The 6,377-nt window shown below is 75.9% G+C and carries 2 protein-coding genes; both read left to right on the plus strand.

Annotation, left to right across the window (positions count from 1 at the left end):
* Positions 1-2,925, plus strand: a 2,925-nt coding sequence (locus tag CCN42_RS32530; protein ID WP_158102161.1) for an SDR family NAD(P)-dependent oxidoreductase, incomplete at its 5' end; no start/stop codon positions are given.
* Between the two features lie 21 nt (positions 2,926-2,946).
* Positions 2,947-6,377 (plus strand): beta-ketoacyl synthase N-terminal-like domain-containing protein (locus CCN42_RS32535; protein ID WP_281259546.1); only part of this gene is annotated, 3,431 nt, incomplete at its 3' end.

Here is a 6,377-nt window from a genome sequence, read left to right on the forward strand (position 1 = left end):
TATCCGGTGTCGGAGGACGTGGATCCGGAGGTTGTCGCCGAGCTGCGGACGTTGGAGGACATCGCGAACTTCCTCGCTTCGTCGGTCAGTGCCGAGGCGGTGGTCTCGGAGTCCGTGGCTCAGTCCGGTCCTCAGCCGGTGGGGGAGTCCGTGGCGGGGTCCGAGGTCGTGGCTGGGGTTCCTGCTTCCGTTCCTGTCTCCGGTGTGATGGAGGCGTTGTTGGGGGCGGTGGCGGAGAAGACGGGTTATCCGGTGGAGATGCTGGAGCCGGGTATGGATGTCGAGGCTGATCTGGGGATCGATTCGATCAAGCGGGTGCAGATTCTGGGTGCGTTGCAGGAGGCGTATCCGGTGTCGGAGGACGTGGATCCGGAGGTTGTCGCCGAGCTGCGGACGTTGGAGGACATCGCGAACTTCCTCGCCTCGTCCGTCACCGCCGAGACGACGGCGGCTCCCGCACCCCTCACCGTCACCTACCCCTCCGCCCCGGGCATCGGCCGTACCTACGCGGAGACAGCGGAACTGCCCCCGCCGCACATCCTCGTCGGCGCCTACGCCGACCCCCGTACCGCCGTCCTCGTGCACGACGGCTCCACCCTCACCCGCCCGCTCGCCGGAGCGCTGCGCGGGGACGGCTGGCGGGTGGAGGTCGTCGTGCTGCCGGGCAGTGACCCGGTCGTGCCGGAGGCCGACGCCGTGCGGCAGCTGGGCAGCTGGGAGGAGACCGAGCTGGCCGGGGCGCTGGTGAGCGGGCGGGCCGATCTGGTCGTCCAGATGGCGGCCGCCGCCGGACCCGAGTGGGCGGAAGGGGTGCGCCGCCTGGAGCACGGCCTGCTGGTGGCCAAGCACGCCCTGCCCGCGCTCAGGTCGGCGGCCCGGCAGGGCGGCCGGGCCGCGTTCGTCGCCGTGACCCGGCTCGACGGCGCCGGCGGCCTGCGGGGCGGCGGGGACGCCTCCCCGCTGCTCGGCGGGATCGGCGGACTGGTGAAGACGCTCGCCGTCGAGGCACCGGAACTTTTCACCCGAACCGTCGACTTCGCCCCCGACCTGGCCCCGACCACCGTCGGCGCGCGTTTCCTCGAAGAGATCGCCGATCTGTCGCCCACGCCCGCCGACGTCGCGCACGACGCCTCGGGCCGCCGTACGATCGTCCCCTCCGCCGAGCCGGCGCCCCCGCGCGCCACCGCCGTACCGGAACTCACCACCGGCGACCTCCTCGTCGTCACCGGCGGCGCCCGGGGCATCACCGCGGACTGCCTGCACGCACTGGTCTCCGCCCGTCCCGCCGGCCTGCTGCTGCTAGGCCGCAGCCGGCCGGCACCCGAACCCGAGTGGGCCGCCGGGCAGGACGGGCCGGCGCTGCGCGGGCTGATCGCCCGGCGGATGGCGGAGGGCGGCGGCAAGCCGCTGCCCCGGGAGGTGGAGGCGCGGTTCCGGGAGATCACCGCGGGCCGCGAGATCACCGCGAACCTCGACCGGCTGTCCGCCGCCGGGGCCCGTGTGCAGTACCTGACCGTCGACATCACCGACGCCGCGGCCGTACGCCGGGAACTGACGCCGTACGCCGGACGCGTCACCGGCGTCGTGCACGGGGCGGGAGTGCTCGCCGACCGGTTGATCGCGCAGAAGACCCCGGAGGAGATCCGCCGGGTGCTGGCCACCAAGCTGCTCGGCCTCGGCAACGTCCTGGACGCGCTGCGCGGCGTCGCCGAACTGCGGCACCTGGTGCTGTTCTCGTCCGTGGCCGGATTCTTCGGCAACCGGGGGCAGTCCGACTACGCGATGGCCAACGAGGCGCTGAACCGGATCGCCGTCCGGCTGAAGCGGGAGCTGCCCTCCGCTCGGGTGACCGCCATGAACTGGGGCGCCTGGGACGGCGGGATGGTCTCCGACGACCTGCGGGAGATGTTCGCCTCGCGCGGCGTCGCCCTGGTGCCGGTCGCGACCGGGGCCGGTCTGTTCGCCGAGCAGTTCACGGCGCCGCACGCCCACGACACGGTCGTCGTCACCGGACCGCTCACCCCGCTGTCCGCCCCGTCCCCGGCCCGCACCGTCCAGCCACTGGTCGTGGACCGCACCCTCGCCGACCTGGCCGACGGGCCGCTGCTCGCCGACCACACCCTCGGCGACCGGCGGGTGCTGCCCGCCACCGCGGCGCTCGGCCTGCTCGCGGGCGCCGTGGAGGCGGCGACCGGGCGCACGGTGACCTCGGCGAGCGGATTCAAGGTGTTCAAGGGCGTCTCCTGGGACGATCCGGACGCCCAGCCGCCGCACCGCCTGCGCCTGTCCGTGGAACCCGTCGCCGGCGACGGCACCGAGACCGACGTGCTCGCCTCCTCCGTCGACGCCGCCGGCCGCGGCCGGCCCGCCTACGGCGTCCGGCTCGGCACCGCCGACGCCGTCGCCCCGGCCGGCCGCACCGACCTCGCCGCGCTCGCCCGCACCGCCGCACCCGGCCGGGACGCCGCCCGCCTGTACGGCGACGGCACCCTCTTCCACGGTCCGTCGCTGCGCGGTCTGCGCACGGTCCTGGCCGCCGACGAGCGACGGCTGCTGGTCCGGGCCCGGCTCGCCGACCAGCGGCCCGCGCACGGGGCCCACCACACCCGGCTGCACAGTCCCGTCCTCGCCGACCTGCTGCTCCAGGCGGTCCTGGTGTGGGTGCGCGAGCAGCGCGGGCGGGCCTGCCTGCCCATGGAGATCGGCCGGGTGCGGCTGTACGCCCCGCTGCCATCCGACGCCGACTTCCTCATCGCCGTCGAGGACGTCCGGCCCGGCCGGACCGGTGTCACCTGCACGGTCACCGCCACCGACCCCGACGGCCGGGTCCTCGTCGTCCTGGAGGACGTGACGGCCGTGGAGGACACGGAACTGGAGAGCCGGTTCCGGCAGCCGGGCGGCCGGGTCGCCCCGGTGACGGTCTGACCCCGGAAAGGCTGAAACCCCATGGGCTCCTACGCGATCGTCGGCCTGTCCTGCCTGTTCCCCGGAGCGGCGACCCCCGACGCCTACTGGCGCAACCTGATGGACGGTGCGGACTCCCGCACCGAGGGCGGCGAGCGGATCTTCGGACACGATCCGCTCGCCCCCGGGCCGGGCGCGCGGGAGGACCGGGACCGGCACCGCATCTACTGCACGCGCGGCGGGTTCCTCGGCACCGAGGCCGAGACCGCCGTCCCCGACGGGCTGCTGCTGCCCGCCGGCTATCTGGCCGGACTGGACCGCTCGTTCCACTGGGCGCTCCGGACGGCCCACGACGCCCTGGCCGACGCGGGTGTATCCCCCGCTGCCGCGTCCGGCGGGGCCGAAGGCCGGAGGACCGGGGTGGTGTTCGGGAACTACCCGTTCCCCACCCCGGCCTCCGGCCGGACAGCGGGGAAGCTGTGGGACGCCGCCGTGACCGAGGGACTCGCGGTGGCGGGCTTCCCCGAGGCCGGGCTGCCGTTCCTGACGGAGAACGGCAGCCCGGCCATGACGGCGGACGGCAGCCCGGCCGGTGAGCGGGGCCCGGCCGGTGAGCGGGGCGCGGCCGGTGGCCGCGGCGCCGCCGCAGGCCCTGCCGCGGCCCCCGCCGCGCATCTCGCCGAGGCCCACAACCTCTGGCCCGGCGGGCTGCCCGCCCATGTCGTCGCGGCGGCCCTCGGGCTCGGCGGCCCCCGCTTCACCCTGGACGCCGCCTGCTCGTCCGCGCTGTACGCGCTCGAGCTGGCCTGTGCCCAGCTCGCCACCGGGCGCGCCGATCTGATGCTGGCGGGCGGTGTCTGCGCGCCCGACCCGACCGTCATCCACCTGTCCTTCTCCGACCTGCGCGCCTACCCGCCGGACGGAGCGCCGAGCCAGCCCTTCGACGCCCGCTCGCGGGGCATCATCACCGGCCAGGGCGCGGCCATGGTCGCGGTGAAGCGGCTCGCCGACGCCCGCCGGGACGGGGACCGCGTCCTCGCCGTGATCGAGGGCATCGGACTCGGCAACGACGGCCCCGGCAAACACCTGCTGGTGCCGAACGTCAACGGGCAGCTCGCCTCGTACGACCTCGCGTACCGCAGGGCGGGGGTCGACCCGGAGAGCGTGCGATACGTGGAGTGCCACGCGACCGGCACCCCGATCGGCGACCGCACCGAACTGGAGGGTGTGGAGCGGTACTTCGGGCGCGGGCCGCTGCTCGGCTCGGTGAAGGGCAACATCGGGCACCTGCTGACCGCCGCCGGGATGAGCAGCCTGGTCAAGGTCGTCCTCGCCCTCGGTCACGGCGTCCTGCCGCCCACCGCCGGGCTGCGGCAGCCGCTGCCCGGCACGGTCGCCGACCGGGTGGTGCGCGCCCCCGTGCCGTGGCCGGCCGGGGACGGTGTACGCCGGGCCGCCGTCTCGGCGTTCGGCTTCGGCGGCACCAACGCCCACGTCGTCCTCTCCGGCCCGGAGACCGCCCCGGAGGAGGAGCCGGAGGAGCCGCGCCCGGCCCCGCCCCCGATGGCCGTCATCGGCATGGGCGCCCACTTCGGCTCCCTCACCACCCTCGACGCCTTCGAACGCGCCGGATACGACGGCACGAACGTCGTACGGGAGCTGCCCGCGCACCGCTGGCGCGGCTTCGAGGCCGGCCCCCTGCCGGGCGGCGCCCGGGACGCCGCGTACGTCGCGGAGTTCGAGGCCGACGCCACCGCGTACCGCATCCCGCCCAACGACCTCGACCACTTCAACCAGCAGCACCTGCTGATGATGCGGGTCGCGGAGGAGGCGCTGCGCGACGCCGGGTACGAGCGGGGCGCCCCCGGCGGCACCGGGCGGCGGGTCGCCGTCGTCCTCGGCATGGAGATGGAACCCAGCGCGCACGGGCACGCCGCCCGCCACGCGCTCGGCCGCAAACTCGCCGCCTGGTGCGCGCGGGCCGGACTCGACCCGTCCGACGAGCAGCTCGCCGCGCTCACCCGGGCCGCCCGCGACGGCATCCACGACTCCATCGAGGCCAACGAAGTCCTCAGCTACATCGGCAACATCATGGCCGCCCGCATCTCCTCCCTGTGGAACCTCACCGGCCCGTCCTTCACCGTCTCCTCCGACAGCTCCGTCGGTGCCGACGCCCTCGACGCCGCCCGGCTGCTGCTGCTCGACCCCAGCGTCGAGGCGGTCCTCGTCGGCGCCGTCGACCTGGCCGCCGGGCCCGAGTCGACCCTCGCCCGCGACCTGCTGGAGCCGGGCGGCGCGCCGCTGCTGGGGGAGGGCGCCGGGGCCGTGGTCGTCACCCGCCCCGGCTCGGTGCCGCCGGACCGCACCGTGTACGCCACCGTCGACGCGCTCGCCGTCCGCCACTCCGCGACCCTCTCCCCGCGCCCCGACCCCGGACTGGTCGCCGCCGCGGCCGAGGAGGCGCTGGCCGCCGCCGGGGTCACCGCGGCCGACGTGGAACTCGTCGAGACGGGCACCACCGACCCGGCCGCCCTGGCCGGCCTCACGCGGGTGTGGTCCGCGACGCGCGCGGGCGGCGCACTGCGCACCGCGCTCTCCGCGGCCGGCGCCGCCGTCGGGGACACCGGCTGCGCCTCCGTGCTCGCCTCGCTGATCCGGGCCGCCCTGTGCCTGCACCACGCCTACCAGCCCGTGGCGCCCGACGGCGTCCACCGCGACGCGCTCGACGGCTCCGGGTTCTTCCTCGCCGCCGACTCCCGGCCCTGGCCGCGCCGCCGCCGCGACGGCCGCCGGCTGGCCTGCGTCAGCGTCACCGGCACCGCGGGCAGCCACGCCCACCTGGTCCTCGGCGGGGCGCAGACCCGCGGCGAGGTCGCCGCCACCGACTGGACCCGCTCCGGTGGCAGCCTGGTCGTGCCGGTCGGCGCCGACGACCTGGACGGACTGCTGCGCCGCCTCACCGAACTGCGCGACACGGTCGCCGACGGCGGCGACTGGGACCGGCTCACGCAGGACCGGCCTGCCGCGCTGAAGGCCGTCCTCGTCGCCGACGACCCCGCCGGGCTCGTACGGCAGGCCGAGCAGGCGCTCAAGGACCTGCCCGGGGTGCACCGGGCGGGAGGCGAGTGGACGTCGCCGTCCGGGAGCTGCTTCGCCGCCCGGCCCGCCGGCGGGCCCGGTGTGAAGACGGCCCTCGTCTACCCCGGCGCGTTCAACTCGTATCTCGGCCTGGGCCGCGCCCTGTTCCGGGCCTTCCCGGGACTGCTGCCCCGATTCGAGGCGCAGGCCGAGGCGCCCGCCGCGATGCTGCGCACGGAGGCCCTCTACCCGCGCTCCCTCGGCCCGCTCGACCGGCGCGACCTGATGCGCCGCGAGACCGCACTGCTCGACGACATCCCGCTGATGCTGGCCGTCGGCACCAGCTACGCGCTGCTCGCCACCGACCTGGTGCGGGACGTGCTCGGCGTGCCGGT

It is taken from the genome of Streptomyces glaucescens, from assembly GCF_002154375.1.
GTDB lineage: Bacteria > Actinomycetota > Actinomycetes > Streptomycetales > Streptomycetaceae > Streptomyces > Streptomyces glaucescens.